We start from the raw sequence: 14,172 nt of genomic DNA, 5'->3' as shown, positions 1-14,172 counted from the left end.
AGAAATTTCCTTATATTGTCTTAATAATATTCACTTTCACCATGTCAGAAACCTCATTAAATGAGAGAACTTCTAACTCAGGAAAGCGTCCTTCAAGGATTTTTTTCACAAAACGGCGGATATCAACAGGAACCAATACCGTAATATCCCGAGCTGAGAGATAGCTGTTTTCAAGGGCTAATTCCGCAGATTGAATTAATTCATTGGTTGTTTCGGGTTCGAGATGCAAGTAAACCCCGCCAGCCGATTGCCGAATACCTTGGCGAATGGTGTCTTCAAATACAGAATTCACCATTAATACATTTAAGCGGCCTTCAACAGCGAAACGGGAAGAGATATAACGCGACATCGACGTTCGAACATGCTCGACTAACATCAAACTGTCTTTTTCTTTTGGCGCCCACTGGACAAGGGTTTCAATGATTAATTTCATATTACGAACTGAAATTTTTTCCATTAATAAACGTTGAAAAACTTCCGTGACTTTTTGCACTGTTGAATGCCGATAGCACTCCTTTAATAACTCTGGATATTTGTTTTCTAAATCATCAAGTAGATTTTTAGTTTCTTGAATACCGAAAAACTCATTAATATGACGTAATAAAAGCGTGCTAACACAATCAATCATTTCTGTTACATCATCGCGTATCATCAATCCTAATTGTTCAACTTGCTCGATATCTTGATTAATAATCCAAGAACTCACCGCACCATACTCATCCGTAAAATGTATTAGCTCGATCCCTAAATATTCCAGCTCATCATTCACTGTTAATAAACGATGACCGCCAAAACAGATATCATACTCACCTGCTTTGACTTCATTTATTAAAATGATAATTTTATTATTAGGTACAATCGGTGAGTAATTAATGGCAATATCGGGTATTCGATAGCCATAGCGAATAAACACATCCTTTTTAAAACGCGCTAAGAAATTTTTCTCTTCAAGTGATTTTTTATATTGTTGGTTGACAGAAATAATAATGGGTAGCGTTTCAGGAATATACTCTTCCTCAATAGCACTGTTTTCCCTTTGTGTTTCTCCTTCAGTTATCTCTGTACCCACATTAACACGCTCAGCTTGTGTCTGCTGATAAGTTTTATCTTTACGTTTTTTCCAAAAACGGACAAAAAATATTATCGATAAGAGCGCTGATAAGAAAATAAATATCGCTGTCGGAAACCCAGGTAAGAACCCCATAAATAAAACAATGAGTGCGGTAATGAGGATCGTAAAATCATTGGCAAATAACTCAGAAACAATATTCTGTCCCAAGTTTTTATCGTTGCCACCCACTCGGGTGACAATAAAACCAGCACTGATAGAGATAAGTAACGCAGGGATTTGCGCAACAAGTCCATCACCGATGGTTAATAATGAGAACGTGTTCAGCGCAGAAGAGATATCCATTCCCTGTTGTGCCATACCAACGGAAATCCCACCGATTAAGTTAACAAAAATAATGACAATCCCAGCTATTGCGTCTCCTTTAATAAACTTCATCGCACCATCAAAAGAACCAAATAGCTGACTCTCTTTTTCTAAATCACCTCGGCGCTCTTTGACCGTTGCTTCATCAATAACTCCTGCCCGTAAGTCAGCATCAATGCTCATTTGCTTTCCGGGCATCGCATCAAGCGAAAAACGGGCAGCCACTTCCGCGATACGTTCAGAACCTTTAGTAATAACAATAAATTGTACGATGGTTACAATCGCAAATACGACCATCCCAACAACCAAGTTATCTTGAATAACAAACTCACCAAAGGTGGCAATAATTTCCCCAGCGTCAGCTTCTAATAGGATCAGTCGACTCGTACTAATCGATAAAGCAAGGCGAAATAATGTGCTGATTAATAAAATTGAGGGAAAGGATTGAAAATTGAGGATCCGAGTAATATAAAAAGAACTCATAAAAATAAGTACTGAGATCATAATATTCAAGCCAATCAGTAAATCGACCAATATCGTCGGTAACGGAATAATGAGCATCGCGATGACCATCACCATAATCACTAATACCATCAATTCTGGTCGATTACGGATCGCTAAAAGAAATCCAGTAAACTTATTCATTTGATTAAAAATCCTCCCTTTGAAAATAGTTACGCATCATTAATTCTTCTTGTGCCATCACATAATGCATACAATCTTTCAATTGATTTATTAATTCATCGCGCGCTTCCAATGATTGAAAGACGCTAACGGGTATTGTTGCAAATGCCAAAATTAATAATTGCAAAAATCGAGCACGCAAATCAGTACTCATCATGCTTAACTGGGAAGAAATAAATAATAATAAACCTTCATTGAAATTAGTGTGATTTCGAATACCTGCCGTAAATAATTTACTAAGCTCTTTTTCAAATTTTTCGTTAATAAATTGCCGATGGTGCTTAAATAGATTTGATTGAAAAAATTGTTGGATAAATACATGGTCTAATGACTGTAACTCTCTTAATCGTCCTACACGAATAAAATAGTTACCGAACTCACCCATATTAATGTCACCTAAGGGAAGCGCTTGCAGATCACAAGCCAATGCACGACTTAAATAACGCATAATATTTTCACGTTCTTGGCTTTCCATCTCTTCCACCCATTGTTCATATAAATAAACAACAGGACCTTCATAAGCCAAAAACTCACGGTATAACATACGCAAGTTTCCCGCCGACTGTTTTATTTTTTGCGCAAAAGCCTTTGCAATAAGGGCGATATTCACACCAGCTTGCGTACTTCTATCGATATCTTCTTGGTGAAGTTGCTCTTCCAGTTTTTTGAGTTGTTCAAGCTGCTCTTGCTTAAGTTTTCCACGATTAATTAATGCTGCCAACGCCATTAATAAATCGCTGGGGTCGGAGAAAAAACGCAATAAAAATGCTTTTAACTCTTTAGGTGTCATAAATTGACGATTGAGTATGCCCTCAACATTTAAAATAGTTTCATCCGCATTCTCATCAAGGATACGTTCAGCAAACTGCATCCAATCTTCCGTATCATCTTGCTTACCACTACTTCTTTTTACATGGCTCGCTGCTAACATCGACATCGACGCATATTCTCCGGAGCTATCAATCACCCCTTGCCCACGTAATACCTCATCCGAATCATCACCCGTTTTGGATGAACGACTCTTTTCTTGTGCCCCTCCTAACATGCGGGCACCACCACCCAAAGGCGCTATTGCCATGATTCCCCCATATAGGTTTTTAAAAATTGGATGGTGCTATGTAACTGTTTGTCATGTTGTTTGATGCGAAGGTTTTCAGAAAATTGTCGGCCATCCCATACTTCATTTTCATCCAACAAACGAGGTTGGATTAAAAATAGCCGTACCATTTTTTGTTTATTCATTGATGAATGGCTAAATAGACGACCAACCAATGGGATATCGCCTAATAAAGGAATATGACTTTCATTTTCTACAATCTGTTCTCGAGTATATCCGCCTATCAATAAACTACTGTTTTGAGCGATACGAGCAACGGTATTAATCGTTGTTCGATTGACCGAAGGGAGCCCTTCAACATTAGACGTTTCACCATTTTTTGATTGTTTTTCAGCACCATCCTCAATATTCACTTCCATTTCCACATGGTTACCCGCTGAAATGCGTGGCATCACACTGACCATCGTGCCGTAGGTGACTTGCTCTAAAGTGGCGATACGTTCACCCTGTAACTTAGCGTAGAAACTGGTGTTGTTATCAAATAAAGCAGGAATATTTTCTTGAGTTAATAACACGGGGCGAGACACAATATGCCCATTGCCACTTTTACTTAGCGCATCGATACGCAATAAGAAATCTGTACTATCAGACAGTGTACTGCGGTTAAAAGAAAACGAACTGTTACCGGTATTAATGGTGCCAACTTCCCAATTAACACCTAAGTTATCTAATTCACTGCGTGTAATATCAATGATCCACAACGACAATTCAACTTGTCGGCGCCGAGTATCTAATGTCCTGACTAATTGGCGAACATAACGAATTTGTTCAGGGGAACCTTTAACAATTAAACTGTTACTATCTGGATGTGCCACTAATGAAAAAGGAACATTAGATGGATTACGAGTACCATTGAATGCAGGCATGGGCTCTACAGCCTCACCAATCGGCGCATCCATCAAGGCATCAATGTCATCTCCTATGTTATCTTTTGGTGCCGATGCAATTTTTTGCGTTGGTACAGTCCCTACAGGGGTATTTTTAAATAATTCACTGATGACTGATAACATACCTGGAACAGTAATATTATTACCGCGTAATGAATAAGTTCTATCTGTCACCGAAGCATATTTGACCGCAATAACGGCAAGCTCCCCACCCGAAAGAGCTTCTTGTTTTACTTGCTCATCAAGATAGGCTGTCGCGGCTTGTATCAATTCAACATATAAAGGAGGGCCCGAAACAAACAATAAGCTGTTTCCTCCTTGAGTACGAACAGGAAAGCGCTGGTCATAGATGCCATTTTTTTTAATATAATTGAGAACTTGATGACTACTTGCATTATTCATAGGAATAATAGCACTACGCATCTCGCTATTATCGTAAACATAAATAGCGGCACCATCATCATACCAAACCAATGCGATACGGCGCGTTAACGCCTTAAACATCTCATCTGCATATGCCAGATTAAAATTACCCGTTATCCGCTTTTGTGCCGCGAGTTTGCTAAGAATAATCGGTTTATTAAGTCGCTCAGCTATAGCATCAAAAACTTTGCCGACCATAATATTATTCGCAACAAACGTTTCTTGATTCATCTCCTGTTGAACAGGTTCAGCCATGATAATTTCAGTTTGCGCTGAAAAAACATTTACACTGAGTAAAAGTAGCGATACTAATATCATCCCACTTCTTTTACTTTTCATATAGTTTCACTCCAAGATGCCTAATATCTGAAGGGGTTAACCCTAATTCTTTTTTTATATCATTCGTAAAATGAGAAGCTGAGCAATAACCTGCTTCAAGGCCGATATCTAATATAGAATTATCACTTTCAATAAGCTTTAAGATGGCTGAGGCCATACGAACACTCATAATTTTTCTTTTTGCTGTTTTATTAAAGTTTTCTCGATACAGTTGCCTAAAATAAGAGGCCGATATACCATACTGTTTACACAATTGATTAATATTGGCATTTTTATCTTTTTCGGCGGCGGAAAGTAAAAATCGCATAATGCCGTATGCTTCATAACGCCTTAATATGTTGCACCATAAATTGAATTCAGGCTGTTGCTGAATAATCAAGCCAATAACAATATCTTTGATTGTAAGATCATAAATGTAATCATTAGAAATAAAGATAACATCACTATTTCTGTTCCCCGGTTCCATCATCTCCTTTTCTAAGAGAAATGATTGCTTCATAGCAGAATCAATAACAGCAAGGATCTCTACTACCTCTGAAAGCTCTAATGAATAAATTAACCAATCTTTTCTGTTAATAATAGAATCGAACTCTAATTGTGAACAAACAAATAAAGACTGCTCTTCAATATTAATTCTCTTCCCTGAATACGATGAATTGAAACTTATCCCCATTTCAGCTGAATGAGGAACAGCCAAAACCAACTTATCCTGCAAAGAAAAACAACATTCTTTATTTTCGAGTAGTGCAGCAATGTTCGTATCAATCATGATGCTTATACTTTTATTTAAAAAGATTCGATATAGCTAAATTGAAGAAAATGCACTTTTTATACAAGGGAATATTCCGGAATAACTCATACCTAATAAACAAATCAATCAGTCAGAATGATTAAGATAAATTCTACTGACAAAAATGAAGTAATACTTTTTACTGATACTAATTTCTTATCCGTGGAATTCATTTTATGACAGATACAAATAGCCGCGCTTGTATAATGAAAATTGCTAGCGGCCCTATGAGTGGGCATGAGTTGGTATTAACAGCAGATGCTCATCTTATTGTTATCGACCCCAATATTCAATACAGAGCAGAAGTCGATGATAATGGCTTTACTACCTATTATATTCCTAGTGCTGCTGAGCATTATGAACTCGCTGTCGTGACAGAACAAGACCCAACAAACAGCAGTGATAACATACAAGAAAAAATATTTAGCCTGAATATTAATGATGGGATTAAATCATTTACTATTCCCATTGTTTATCAAGAATTAATGCTTGCTGATATATTCCCGATTGCTTTTAAAGCACTTGATATGCCATGGAAATTAACCGATATAGAAGAAAGTATACCGTATAGCGTGTTTTGTGATGATAAAAAAAATAACTTAACGTCTCTTACTGAAAAACGCAAAACCATTTTTATCTGTACTTTTCTATTGTTTATTTCTTTTGTGGGTATTTATCTATACCCTACAAATAATTCAGAAAAAAAAATAAATATGCTAGAAAACATACTACAAGATAGCCATTACCCCATCATCGCCACTCGAGATGGACAAGGAGATGCATTAATTCTCGTACAAACACAGCGTGATGCCGATTGGAGTGTACAGCGTTTAAATAAAGAAAATTATGCTGATAAATATCACATAAAAAAAATCAATGATCTTGAAAGTGAGATTGAAAACCACATTTATGATTATATACCTAACCTTTTAAAAGTAGATTTATCCAATCCTTGCCAACCCGTTATACGTATAATCAAAGAACAAGCCTTATCTAAAGATAGGAAAATTATTGATAATATAATAAAAAGCCATCTTGTAATCCCCCCACTTTTCACAGTAACTATTTATAGAGTTTAAGCTACCTGTAATCGCTGTCTCGGGGGTATTCCTCCAATCGCCGTATTCGGCCGCTCATTGTTATAAGTCCAAAGCCACTGTGTGGCAAGTTCTTGAGCGTGCTCAACGCTCTCAAATATATTTAAATCAAGCCATTCATGACGAGCTGTTCGGTTAAAGCGTTCAATGTAAGCATTTTGTGTAGGCTTGCCAGGCTGAATATAAAGTAAGGTAATTTGCTGCCGTGTTGCCCAGTTTATTAGCTCTCCTGAAATATATTCTGGTCCGTTGTCGCATCGTATCGCTTTGGGTTTACCGCGCCACTCGATGACTTGTTCTAACGACCGAATAACTCGTGCGCTAGGCAACGATAAATCAACATCAATCGCTAAGCATTCACGATTAAAATCATCAATGACATTAAAGGTTCGAATGCTGCGGCCACTGGCTAAGCTGTCTGACATAAAATCCATAGACCATACTTGGTTAATGGCTACAGGCACACTGAGGGCATCAGGCTTATCGCGTTTTAAGCGTTTGCGAGGCCTAATTCTAAGATTAAGCTCCAACTCACAATAAATTCGATAAACGCGCTTGTGGTTCCATGCGAAGCCCTTTACGTTGCGTAAATACAAGAAACATAGACCAAACCCCCAACGTTTTTTGTTTTCGGTTAGGCGTATTAGCCAGTCAGCAATCTGATCGTTTTCAGCATTAAGTTTACTTTGATAGTAAAAGCAGCTTTCGCTCACATTCATGCACAAGCAAGCAAAGCGAATGCTTATGTCATACTTAATTGCGGCAGCCTTAGCCATCTCCTTACGATGAGATGGCTTTATAACTTTCCCTCAAGCGCCTCCAAACGAATCTCAGCTTTGAGACGTTCTTCCGCATACATTTTTTTGAGCCGACGGTTTTCGTCTTCGAGTTCTTTCATTCGCTTCATCAACGAAGCATCCATACCGCCGAATTTAGCTCGCCACTTATAAAATGTTGCAGAGCTAACACCATGTTCTCGGCAGAGTTCTGGAACGGGCATACCACTTTCATTTTGTTTAATGATTGCCAATATCTGGCTATCAGTGAATTTTGATTTACGCATAGAAAACTCCTTGAGTTTATTTTAATAGAATTTTCTATAAATAACTGCTGCGATTTTTCGGGGGGATTACAATCTTACCTGTTATACCGATAGTAAGGTGATAGAAATAGAGTCAAAAGCATTAATCCAGATAGCTGAACTTGGTTTGACTGAAAGTAACGTTCCATGGAAAAAAATAAATAAAGATAATCACGTTATTTTTATTATTCAGGGAAATCTTAATGATAAGCAAACGTCTTCAATTGTTCAGCTAGCTGAACGTTTTTCTCATAAATGGGGAAATAAGTATATTCAGTTTTCAGTATCTTTGGCGACTAATCAGTTAGCAGGAAAATCATTTATCCGTAACGATCAAGGCTTCATTATTTTAGGTCATAACCATTGGTCGTTTAATTCAAATACTCTTAACTAATGAGGTGATATATGTCAGATGGATCTACATCAGATATTTTAGGTATTAATAGTGCTACCGGTAATTGGGATTCATCCGCGTTTGAAACACCAGTTAAAGGTGATCATAACTGGGGGATGATGTATCGCAGTAGTGCGAATGTCAGTATTCGCGCTAAGGAATTAGCTGACGAATTAAAAAATATGCTTGATGGTAAAAGTGAAAAATTAGAAGTCGATAACCCATTAGTACTCGGAAAAATTACGGCTTTAAGCGGTAACTATAATATGGCACGTCAATTACAAAGTAGCTTAATGAAATCTATTAAAGATACAGCCTCAGCGATTATTCGTAATATTTAATTTATATCGAAGAGCATCAGTTAAGTGATGCTCTACTTTTTAGGAACTAATATCATGCAAATCACCAACCATACTATGTTACCACCAACACCAGATAACATTTCAGACAATACTTCAAGCCAATCACTTGAAGATAAAGTGAAAGAGTTATATGCACAATATTCTGTTGAGGTAAAAAATAAAAAGCAGCAACTGATTATTCAGGGAAATAGTCTAGATGTCAGCAATCCCGTGGAGATGTTGAAAATGCAGGATGCCATTGGACAATATGCATTAGAGCTCAATTTTGTCTCCACACTCACCCACAAAGCAACCAATGCCATTGATACATTATTAAAAGCCCAATAAGCCATGAATATAGTCAAAAAACTGCTCTTGGTTGGCATGATTGGATTCTTGGTCGGTTGTGATGACCAATTATTACTCAGCCACCTTAGCCAACGACAAAGTAACGAAGTCCTCGCTGTGTTACAAGAACACGGCGTTGATGCTTCACGTAAACAAGATAATAAGCAAGGAGACTCAATTAGAATCGCGCCTAATGACTTTGTTATCGCCGTTGATTTGTTACGACAATATCATTTGCCATCCAAAGATCCCATTGAAATTATCCAAGCTTTTCCTGGAGATTCTTTAGTGGCGTCACCACAAGCAGAGAGAACCCGACTATTATCATTAATAGAACAACGTTTAGAGCAATCATTATTAACCATCCCTGATATTGTCAATGCTAGAGTACATGTTAGCTATCCTCTAAGCAGCAATAGCGCCACAAAACAAATACAAAAAGTATCCAGTCTGGTGACCTATTCAGGTAATGAAGACCCCAAACTCATGATGAATAAAATCAAATTATTCCTAACCAATAGTTTCGCAGAAACCAGCTATGACAATGTGTCTGTTGTCGTCGTTAAACGACCACCACTGCAACATCAAACACGCCATCAACCTAAAACTCTGTTGAATCCAGTTTGGGTTACGGTCATTTCTCTGTCAGTCATCATGGTGATTGGTTTATTAATATTTGTTTGGCGTCGGCAGCCATTTTTCAAGACTAAGGCAGATACAAATAATATGACTGAGGTAAAAACCCATGGCGTCGGAGAGTAATATATCATTGCTTTTAAAAACGGATATTTTCTTAGCGCCAGGAAGCTATTTTCATCCTGAATATAGTCATATTCATTACCATAAATTGCCTCCAATATTAAAGAAAATACATAACCATCGATTAATTCGACAATACCCGATGCCTTGGCCGGATCGTACCACGATGATATTGCCAAATATTCTCTTACAAGAATGGGCGAACCTCCCGAAGGTTGCGCTTGGATTAGGCACAATTCTCTATAAGGAAGAGCTTCCTTGGTGGGGAAAACTCACCGTTTACTCAGATTTACGCCAACAGTTTGCTAACCCGCTTTGGCAAGTGAGTGGAGTAAATATTCCCTCACCACAGAGACTACTGGCTCTCGGAGCAGAACAACTTTTTGCTCAATTAATTCCATTCGGTGCAGTATATACCGACAGGTTAAAACATATGTTTAGCTATAAAACGCGCCAACTCATCCCTTCCGCCGTAAAAGCAATATTACCTTGGAATATTATTGAAGAGACTTGTCACTATGTCCGAAAAAATGCAGCCTGATATTCAACAAACCGCAAGAGAAAAAGTACTCATAAAACATAATACAATTAGTGCCTTTCGCTATGCAAAACACATAACAAAACAAGCTCACAAGCAAGTAACCGAAAACTATCAGAAAGCTCAGCAAGAAATAGAGCATATCCGTCATGTTGCTTATCAACAAGGTTATCAAGATGGATTAAAACAGTTACTCTCGAATATGATTGAAAGTATTGAGATGAGCGAGAAACGCTTTCAGCAACAATTAAGTCAAAGTAAAGAACAACTTTTACATCAACTCTCTGAATTTTTCCACGATAAACTATTACAAACAATCATTGCTGAACATTTCATTCAACAATCGAATATGGAACCCGCTATTTTGTATTTACCGAGTTCATTACAAGAGAACTCCCTTCAAAAAAATGCTCATATTAAATTTATACCAAGTCAAAATGAGGATATCGCCTTAGAAATAGGCAATGAAATTATTCATTTTTCGCCTTCTATCGCCGTAAAACATCTATTACCACAACTATTATCGATTCCAAGCCGCTGTCAAGTATTAGCAGAACGAAAAATAGCCTACCAAACGATGAGGAATAACCTTAATCAAGGAGAAACCAATGATTACGCCGCTAAAAAATAATCATTTAAAAACACCATCAGAGCATACACTACCCACAAATCACGACAGCTCAACGTTAGTCAATAAAGTCAAAAATACATGGCAAGCTAAAACAATCGAAAATACCAAGCAGCTTAAGCTAACGACTCAAGAGATTGAAAATATTAAAACATTTTTTACAACATTGAGAGTCAGTGATCCAAAAGATATTAAAAACTCGGAAGATCATAAAACAAACTTCTTAGCGCTTTGTAAAAAACTCAATAGACTCTCTTCTGAAGAAAAAAAAAGGTTTATTGCTGGCGCCATACAATTACTCGGAAAGCCCGATACCTTTGATAATCAAGAATTACTCAAGAAAACGTTCAATCACGCATTTTATCGTGTTAATGCGGTAAAATTTATGCTCCAACCACTGACAGAACAAATGAATAATCAGATAGGCCATAACAAACTAGAAGATGATGGTGATGATGAGCTTTCATTCGTCTAATCTATCGTATTGTTAATATATTATCGTTTTTTCCTTTCTTCACAAAGATTTGATAAGAATCCTATTCGAAATTTATAGACTTAGCATATTTCTTATCATGCTAAGTCTTAGTCAAACACCCCGCTCAATAAAATATAAAAAATAAATATACTAAATTGATATATATAACTGAGCGCATAGCGATAAATTAAGCCATCCTAAAAAATCATCTGGATTTATTAAAAATCGTCTTTTTTTTATAAAAATCTTATTGTGTGTCGTTTTTTTATATTGTGGCACACTATCTTGAACGTTAGGATATGGCAAATAACTTGTCGATGAAATTATATATATGGAAAAATAATATGAATAAGACAGATCAAATTGAGCAAGAACCCCTTATTATTTTATCGGAATATGTTGTTTACAACCCTCTCAAGCGAACGCTCTCTCGCGGTAAGAAAACGATTAATCTTTCAGAGAATGAGTCATGCTTATTGAAACTATTACTGAATAAAACCAGTAGTAAACGAGAAATTATGTATGAGATTTGGGAAAAACGCGGAACGATTGTGACTGAAAGCAGCTATTATAAGTTAGTCAGACAGCTTCGCTTATCATTTAAAAAAATAGAGCTTGATGAAAATTTAATCATGACCCTACCTAGGGTTGGTATCCTATATACAGGCACAAAATCAGAAGCTAATCGCTCAATGTTCAACCCTCAAAAGAAAGGGATATATTCTTATGTTCAATGTTTTTTCAATAAGGTATTTAACCGCACTATTTTATAATCAAGAGAATAGAAATGAAACTAATTAACCGCAATAACAAATTCACATCATCAATATATTTATTGCTATTGGTCTTTTTTTTGTCTGGTTGTACAAAAAACTTAACTGAAAATAAAAATAATAAGTTATCTATCATTGAGGGAACGATTCATTCCAAATCTATTGATATCCCTAATGATTCATTAGTTACCCTTTCTCTTTCACCAATCGGTAAAAACGAAAATGAGAGTATTACAAGCGATAATTTTCAATTTAAAACTAAAAAATCAGGGCGTTTTTTGACATTTAAAATCAGACTATCATCTGAAATGAATAAATTAAGAAGTCAGTTAGGAATCAGTGCAAGAATAGAAAAAAATAATCAGCTAATAATGATGAGCGATACTATCAATCCTATACCTAAAAGCGCTTCTGGTCATGTTTCTCTTACGGTTATAACAAGTCAGTAAGAGTCATTGAATAAAACGATCAATCGCTCATTAAAAGTCATATGGAAGAATTGCATTACAAGAAAAACGAGAAGATTCAGTGTTATCTATAGTCTATGGTGATTATAATGAGGCTATTTATAGCGATATTCTATAACGTTATTCTTCCATATACTCCCTTCCTACAATTAAGTTAAAATTCATCACAAGAACTGAAGAAATAAATCTCTGCATAAAAAACAATCTTGTCTAAGGTTAGATAGATTAACGACCTTGTGTCATGAGCATTTCATGAAAAATCAGCAGCTGACTTAATTCCAACCGTTTAAAATCAAACAATAAAGTGAACATGACTGCCCATATAAATATTTGAATGGAGATACCATACCTGTTTTTTACAGAAGAGATAATAGCGAATTTCTTCCACAATAAAATGCAATAACCGATGGAAACATGCAAGATAATTGATTTAATAAGCATAAAATGACTGTATCTATTAATCGTTGATATAATATTCACATTGATACTTGACGTAAATCGAATTCATTATAGCTTTTTAATCATTATTTAACATTATTTGACTTTATTAATGCCAAATAAATAACAGCGCTAACTTTTATTTATCATAAAGAAATAATGGAATTATCTATGATAGATAATCTGTAATGTTGCTATATTAAACAACAGTATTTATTCAATATACATGTTTAGATTAACAAAATCTAAACATTATAGTGATGTCCCTTCCATTCTATCATTATAAAATATTTTATTCCTACCAACATCCAATAAATATAATCAATTAATAATAGACGAGTTAAACTCGCCCTTACTCTTTATGAGAGGTCGACCATATGAAAATAACTAATCACGCCTGAATAAGTCACTATTATAGCTTTTATATTATCTATCTCTAAATTTAAAAAGCATTTTATTGTTTTTGTGGGAATAAATAGAACATTTAAAATCTTATGTTATATTTAAAAAGTAATCTTACCGCTATATATTAGATTAAAACGATAATCCAACTGTTATTTTTATAAGGTTCAATTGGCCAGTTAATTATGCTCATTCATTAACTGGCCAATTGAAATGAAAAATCTTTTATTCTTTATGATAGTTCGTTTCAATATTCGGCTATTTTTATTTGATAGCTATTAATTAAATATTAACATCCTAATTTTTTAAATTTAAGTTGAGGTCACTATGTTTTATGGATATGTAACAAATATTATTGGATATACAAGTAATCAGACAGATAACCTTCCGTCTTGCTAACCTGTACCGTGACGGGGCCAAGAAACCCTGAGATATTGACTTTTCTTTTTGAAGGTGTTGATGCCTATGCCGTATCGCTTTTTATCGCGACCGAGCATAAAAGCGGTTCTGATATGATGCTAACGATCATTGATGCAGATGAACAGGCTACAAGGCCTCAAAATAGTCGAAAAGTAAATGATTTTTATATTAGTCCTACAGGTTATTCGGCGAGTAAATTAGAGGTAACAAAAAAGATCGAACAACCCACTCAAGGCTATATTACCGAGGTAGATTATATTGCTAAAAATCTGGGACGTGATGACTATTTTATTTTTTTTAATGATTACGATAATATTCTCACAACGAGCCTGTGAG

Annotated in this window: 16 protein-coding genes; 11 read left to right on the top strand and 5 right to left on the bottom strand. The window is 35.8% G+C overall.

Features of this window, described 5'->3' with window-relative positions:
* Positions 1-10: 10 nt before the first annotated feature.
* The 4 genes from M1F03_RS00760 to M1F03_RS00745 are packed head-to-tail and all read right to left on the bottom strand — an operon-like array spanning position 11 to position 5,654.
* Positions 11-2,080 carry an EscV/YscV/HrcV family type III secretion system export apparatus protein gene (locus tag M1F03_RS00760; RefSeq protein ID WP_251464865.1) on the bottom strand — a complete coding sequence of 690 codons (2,070 nt, stop codon included), beginning with the start codon at positions 2,078-2,080 and terminating at the stop codon, positions 11-13.
* A gap of 4 nt (positions 2,081-2,084) precedes the next feature.
* A complete protein-coding gene (gene sctW / locus M1F03_RS00755; RefSeq protein ID WP_163860488.1) occupies positions 2,085-3,197 on the bottom strand; it encodes a type III secretion system gatekeeper subunit SctW in 1,113 nt (370 codons plus the stop codon).
* On the bottom strand, positions 3,188-4,885 hold the full coding sequence (gene sctC, locus M1F03_RS00750) for a type III secretion system outer membrane ring subunit SctC (protein WP_251464864.1): 1,698 nt from the start codon (positions 4,883-4,885) through the stop codon (positions 3,188-3,190). Before sctC ends, sctW begins: the two co-directional genes overlap by 10 nt.
* Positions 4,875-5,654: an AraC family transcriptional regulator gene (locus M1F03_RS00745; protein ID WP_251464863.1), complete on the bottom strand. Its 780-nt coding sequence runs from the start codon at positions 5,652-5,654 to the stop codon at positions 4,875-4,877. Before M1F03_RS00745 ends, sctC begins: the two co-directional genes overlap by 11 nt.
* A 197-nt stretch (positions 5,655-5,851) precedes the next feature.
* Between M1F03_RS00745 and M1F03_RS00740 the strand changes: the two genes are divergently transcribed.
* Positions 5,852-6,754 (top strand): PrgH/EprH family type III secretion apparatus protein, encoded by a 903-nt coding sequence (locus tag M1F03_RS00740; RefSeq protein ID WP_318840053.1) that lies wholly within the window; start codon positions 5,852-5,854, stop codon positions 6,752-6,754.
* Here the strand turns inward: M1F03_RS00740 and M1F03_RS00735 are convergent.
* Positions 6,751-7,835 (bottom strand): IS3 family transposase gene (locus tag M1F03_RS00735; protein ID WP_374195714.1). Its coding sequence is split into 2 segments (ribosomal slippage): positions 6,751-7,574 and positions 7,574-7,835, totalling 1,086 coding nucleotides; the frame shifts between segments, so codons are not numbered across the junction. The genes M1F03_RS00740 and M1F03_RS00735 overlap by 4 nt on opposite strands.
* A 97-nt stretch (positions 7,836-7,932) precedes the next feature.
* Between M1F03_RS00735 and M1F03_RS00730 the strand changes: the two genes are divergently transcribed.
* From M1F03_RS00730 to M1F03_RS00685, 10 genes are all read left to right on the top strand, one after another.
* The gene (locus M1F03_RS00730) at positions 7,933-8,247 is read left to right on the top strand and encodes a PrgH/EprH family type III secretion apparatus protein (protein WP_318840052.1); all 315 of its coding nucleotides are present in this window, start codon (positions 7,933-7,935) and stop codon (positions 8,245-8,247) included.
* Between the two features lie 11 nt (positions 8,248-8,258).
* Positions 8,259-8,588, top strand: a complete 330-nt coding sequence (locus M1F03_RS00725; RefSeq protein WP_154623056.1) for an EscF/YscF/HrpA family type III secretion system needle major subunit — start codon at positions 8,259-8,261, stop codon at positions 8,586-8,588.
* 54 nt (positions 8,589-8,642) lie between these two features.
* Positions 8,643-8,936 carry a type III secretion system inner rod subunit SctI gene (gene sctI, locus M1F03_RS00720; protein ID WP_154623057.1) on the top strand — a complete coding sequence of 98 codons (294 nt, stop codon included), beginning with the start codon at positions 8,643-8,645 and terminating at the stop codon, positions 8,934-8,936.
* Between the two features lie 3 nt (positions 8,937-8,939).
* Positions 8,940-9,698: a type III secretion system inner membrane ring lipoprotein SctJ gene (sctJ, locus tag M1F03_RS00715; protein WP_154623058.1), complete on the top strand. Its 759-nt coding sequence runs from the start codon at positions 8,940-8,942 to the stop codon at positions 9,696-9,698.
* Complete coding sequence (locus M1F03_RS00710; protein ID WP_251464861.1) at positions 9,682-10,236, top strand: hypothetical protein; 555 nt, start codon at positions 9,682-9,684, stop codon at positions 10,234-10,236. Before sctJ ends, M1F03_RS00710 begins: the two co-directional genes overlap by 17 nt.
* Complete coding sequence (locus tag M1F03_RS00705) at positions 10,214-10,864, top strand: hypothetical protein (protein WP_251464860.1); 651 nt, start codon at positions 10,214-10,216, stop codon at positions 10,862-10,864. Before M1F03_RS00710 ends, M1F03_RS00705 begins: the two co-directional genes overlap by 23 nt.
* Positions 10,842-11,336: a hypothetical protein gene (locus M1F03_RS00700; protein ID WP_163860487.1), complete on the top strand. Its 495-nt coding sequence runs from the start codon at positions 10,842-10,844 to the stop codon at positions 11,334-11,336. The genes M1F03_RS00705 and M1F03_RS00700 overlap by 23 nt, the downstream gene beginning before the upstream one ends.
* A gap of 344 nt (positions 11,337-11,680) precedes the next feature.
* A complete protein-coding gene (locus M1F03_RS00695) occupies positions 11,681-12,109 on the top strand; it encodes a winged helix-turn-helix domain-containing protein (protein WP_154635688.1) in 429 nt (142 codons plus the stop codon).
* Between the two features lie 14 nt (positions 12,110-12,123).
* Complete coding sequence (locus tag M1F03_RS00690) at positions 12,124-12,558, top strand: YbaY family lipoprotein (protein WP_251464859.1); 435 nt, start codon at positions 12,124-12,126, stop codon at positions 12,556-12,558.
* 1,292 nt (positions 12,559-13,850) lie between these two features.
* A complete protein-coding gene (locus M1F03_RS00685) occupies positions 13,851-14,171 on the top strand; it encodes a hypothetical protein (RefSeq protein ID WP_251464858.1) in 321 nt (106 codons plus the stop codon).
* Position 14,172: the final 1 nt, after the last annotated feature.

It is taken from the genome of Providencia sp. PROV080, from assembly GCF_033688105.1.
GTDB lineage: Bacteria > Pseudomonadota > Gammaproteobacteria > Enterobacterales > Enterobacteriaceae > Providencia > Providencia zhejiangensis.
This window is presented reverse-complemented; position numbering and strand designations above follow the sequence as displayed.

Bases quoted from the DNA above. Each gene is read 5' to 3' on its own strand.
- sctW (WP_163860488.1), bottom strand. From the start codon at position 3,197: ATGGCAATAGCGCCTTTGGGTGGTGGTGCCCGCATGTTAGGAGGGGCA.
- M1F03_RS00710 (WP_251464861.1), top strand. From the start codon at position 9,682: ATGGCGTCGGAGAGTAATATATCATTGCTTTTAAAAACGGATATTTTC.
- M1F03_RS00725 (WP_154623056.1), top strand. From the start codon at position 8,259: ATGTCAGATGGATCTACATCAGATATTTTAGGTATTAATAGTGCTACC.
- M1F03_RS00695 (WP_154635688.1), top strand. From the start codon at position 11,681: ATGAATAAGACAGATCAAATTGAGCAAGAACCCCTTATTATTTTATCG.
- M1F03_RS00760 (WP_251464865.1), bottom strand. From the start codon at position 2,080: ATGAATAAGTTTACTGGATTTCTTTTAGCGATCCGTAATCGACCAGAA.
- sctJ (WP_154623058.1), top strand. From the start codon at position 8,940: ATGAATATAGTCAAAAAACTGCTCTTGGTTGGCATGATTGGATTCTTG.
- M1F03_RS00705 (WP_251464860.1), top strand. From the start codon at position 10,214: ATGTCCGAAAAAATGCAGCCTGATATTCAACAAACCGCAAGAGAAAAA.
- M1F03_RS00690 (WP_251464859.1), top strand. From the start codon at position 12,124: ATGAAACTAATTAACCGCAATAACAAATTCACATCATCAATATATTTA.
- sctI (WP_154623057.1), top strand. From the start codon at position 8,643: ATGCAAATCACCAACCATACTATGTTACCACCAACACCAGATAACATT.
- M1F03_RS00740 (WP_318840053.1), top strand. From the start codon at position 5,852: ATGACAGATACAAATAGCCGCGCTTGTATAATGAAAATTGCTAGCGGC.
- M1F03_RS00745 (WP_251464863.1), bottom strand. From the start codon at position 5,654: ATGATTGATACGAACATTGCTGCACTACTCGAAAATAAAGAATGTTGT.
- M1F03_RS00700 (WP_163860487.1), top strand. From the start codon at position 10,842: ATGATTACGCCGCTAAAAAATAATCATTTAAAAACACCATCAGAGCAT.
- sctC (WP_251464864.1), bottom strand. From the start codon at position 4,885: ATGAAAAGTAAAAGAAGTGGGATGATATTAGTATCGCTACTTTTACTC.